The sequence below is a fragment of the Mesorhizobium sp. M2A.F.Ca.ET.067.02.1.1 genome, assembly GCF_004023285.1.
In the GTDB taxonomy this organism is placed as follows: domain Bacteria; phylum Pseudomonadota; class Alphaproteobacteria; order Rhizobiales; family Rhizobiaceae; genus Mesorhizobium.
The window spans coordinates 1-3,149 of the sequence record NZ_RZSB01000712.1 but is presented as its reverse complement, the minus strand read 5'-3'; the positions used below and the strand labels follow the sequence as shown (position 1 = coordinate 3,149).

Annotated in this window: 2 protein-coding genes; one reads left to right on the top strand and one right to left on the bottom strand. The window is 64.4% G+C overall.

The features are described from left to right. Nucleotides 1-94: 94 nt before the first annotated feature. Entirely contained in the window at nucleotides 95-2,305 is a 2,211-nt protein-coding gene (locus EOA28_RS30495; RefSeq protein ID WP_127250086.1) for an EAL domain-containing protein, read from the bottom strand. Between the two features lie 121 nt (nucleotides 2,306-2,426). On the opposite strand from EOA28_RS30495, the gene xseA reads away from it, so the two are divergent. Further along, nucleotides 2,427-3,149 (top strand): exodeoxyribonuclease VII large subunit (gene xseA / locus EOA28_RS30490; RefSeq protein ID WP_128315603.1); only part of this gene is annotated, 723 nt, incomplete at its 3' end.

The following is a 3,149-nucleotide window of genomic DNA, read 5'->3' as shown; positions in this document are numbered from 1 at the left end:
ATTCCAGGAAAAGTGTGAAGCGGTTTTTCGTCAGGAATTGCGTCCAGACAAAGAGATAGAGCGGTTCGCCGTTTCCGTGAAACGACGAACTGCTCTAGGCCCGAGCGACGGAACGCTCCGGGCCGGCTGACGAAACACCCGGCAGCGCAAGCAACTGGCCGGGCTCCAACGGCGGCGACAGCAGATAGCCCTGCATCTGGAGACAACCCATGCCGACCAGCAAGGCCTTCTGCGCGTCGGTCTCGACGCCTTCAGCAGTCACCTCGACCTTCAGGGCCAGCGCCAGCTCGATCAGCGTCTTGGCGATTGCGCGGGCGCTTTCGTCCTCGTCGAGCAGACGCACGAAGGAACGGTCGATCTTCAACTTGTCGATCGCCTGGCGGCGCAGATAGCTGAGGGAAGAGTAGCCTGCGCCGAAATCGTCGAGCACGATGCGCACGCCGGACTGGCGGAGCGCGGCAATCACGGCGCCGATCGCGTCGTTGTGCTCGAGCAGCACCCCCTCGGTGGTCTCGAGCTGCAGGCGGGACGGGTCGAGTCCGGTTTCCTTCAGGATGCCGGCGATCTGTTCGGCAAAGCCGGCATCGCGCAGTTGCATCGGCGAGATGTTGACGGCGATCCAGGGAAGTTCGGTCCCGGCGGCAAAGCGGCACGCTTCGCTCAGCGCCCATTTGCCGAGCTCGCCGATGAGGCCGCGCTCTTCGGCAATCGCGATGAACTGCGCCGCGGGCAACGCGCCGTGCACCTCATGCCCCCAGCGGATCAGCGCTTCGGCCCCGAGAATCCGGCGGCCGTCGGCCGCGAAAACCGGCTGATAGGCGAGCTTTATGCCGCCGTCGCCGTCCAGCGCCTTGCGGAGTTCCGACTCGACCTTGCGCTTGCGCAACAAGAGATCGTCCATGTCGCCGGCGAACACCTCGTAGCGGCCGCGACCGTTCTTCTTGGCCTCGTAAAGCGCGATGTCGGCCTTGCGCAGCAGGTCGTCGGCATCCGTATCCGGTCCGGACGAGAGCGCGATGCCGATGCTCGCGCCGACGAAGACCTGGTCGCCAATGAGCCTGAACGGCTCACGCAGCTTCATAAGCAGCCTTTCGGCGATATCTTCGACGCTTCCGGCGTCGGGAATGTCGAGCAGGATCACAGCGAACTCGTCGCCGCCGAGCCGCGCGACAGTATCGGCTTCGCGGATCGTATGCTTGAGCCGCGCCGCCGTCTGGCGCACGAGCTCGTCGCCGGCCGGATGGCCGAGCGTGTCGTTGATGTGCTTGAAGCGATCGAGGTCGAGGTAAAGCAGCGCAACGTGCGTTCCGTCCTGGCCGGCGAAGAGCAGCATGCGCCGCAACCGGTCCTCGAACAGCGCCCGGTTAGGCAGGCCGGTGAGCGTGTCGTGGAAGGCGAGATATTGCGCCTGGTCCTGGCTGGTCTGCAGCGCGGCTGAGGCGCGACGCAATCGGCGCAGCAGGAACACCAGAACGCCGCCCGCCACGAGCAGCGCGATCGCCAAGGCCGGAGCGATCTTGCGCACCAAGGTAAGGCCGGGCCGCAACTGGTCCCAGCCGATATAGCCGAGGATAACACCACGCGAATCGACCAGCGGCACGGCGGCCGGGCCAACCGGCTCGGACAACGGCACCAGGCGCGCGCCATCGAGCAGGTATTTTGCCGCGATCTTGCCGATGACGGCATCGTTGATGAACTCGGCGGAGATATGCAGATATTCCGTGCCAGGCGCCTGGCTGACGCGATCCGAGCTCGGCACCAGCGGCATGACGCTCAAAATAGCGGGCTTTCCCTGGAGCGAGACGAGATCCTGCGCGACCATCTTGGCCGGCTGGCCGGAGGCGTCGGCCTTCAGCGGCTCACCCAACATGTGGCGCAGCTTGTCGATGGTCGGCCGCAATTCCGGCTCGTCCTCGCCGAAAGCCGACGCCGCAACGACTTTGCCTTCCCGCATGGCGTGGATCGCATGGTTGGCGGCGTCAAGGATGTAGACCCGGTTGTGGCCGTAGTAGCTGTACATCCAGGTGCTGAGGTTTTCCTCGATCCAGGCCTGATTGCCCGCCCTCACATTGGTTACCGAGTCATCCCAGACCGTCACGCTTTCCTGCTCGCGCTGGACCGCGGCAATCTGGTCGTTCAGCCCATCGGCGATGAAAATCTTCTGCCGTTCGAGTGAAGCCTCGTCGGCCTGATTGGCGGCGTAGAAGCCGAAGTCGACGACAATCGCCAACGCGAAAGCGGCAAGCGTCAGCACGGTCAACGTGACCTGGTGCGTCAACGGGCTGCTGTCGTGGCGTGCGCTCATCGCGTTTCCTGGCCGGCTCTTGTGCCGTCAGTGAAAGCAAATCGGGCTTAAAATCACGTTATAATATTAGCAGGGGTTCTCCCGGCTTGACGCGAGCCGATAAGCGTTCCCCAATCCGGCGATGAATGAAACAGCAACCGAATCACGCAGCAACGCCACCGAATACACGGTGAGCGAGATTTCCGGCGCGCTGAAGCGCACTGTCGAGGACGCCTTCGGTAATGTGCGGGTGCGCGGCGAGATTTCCGGCTATCGCGGCCCGCATTCGTCCGGCCACGCCTATTTCGCGCTGAAGGACGACCGGGCGCGGATCGATGCCGTGGTCTGGAAGACCACCATGGCGCGGCTGAAATTCCGCCCCGAGGAAGGCATGGAGGTGATCGCCAGCGGCCGGCTGACGACCTATCCCGGCAAATCCAACTACCAGATCGTCATCGACAATCTTGAGCCGGCCGGCGCCGGCGCGCTGATGGCGCTGCTCGAAGAGCGCAAGCGCCGGCTGCAGGCCGAAGGCCTGTTCGACGCCGGCCGCAAGCGACGGCTGCCCTTCATGCCCAAGGTCATCGGCGTCGTCACCTCGCCGACGGGCTCGGTGATCCGCGACATCATTCATCGCATCAAGGACCGGTTTCCGCTCCATGTGCTGGTCTGGCCGGTGCGGGTCCAAGGCGAGACGACGGCCAAGGAAGTCACCGCGGCCGTCAACGGCTTCAACGCGCTGACTTGGGACGGACCTATCCGCCAGCCCGACGTTTTGATCGTGGCGCGCGGCGGCGGCAGCCTCGAAGACCTCTGGGGCTTCAACGACGAAGGGCTGGCACGTGCCGTCGCGGCGTCGTCCATC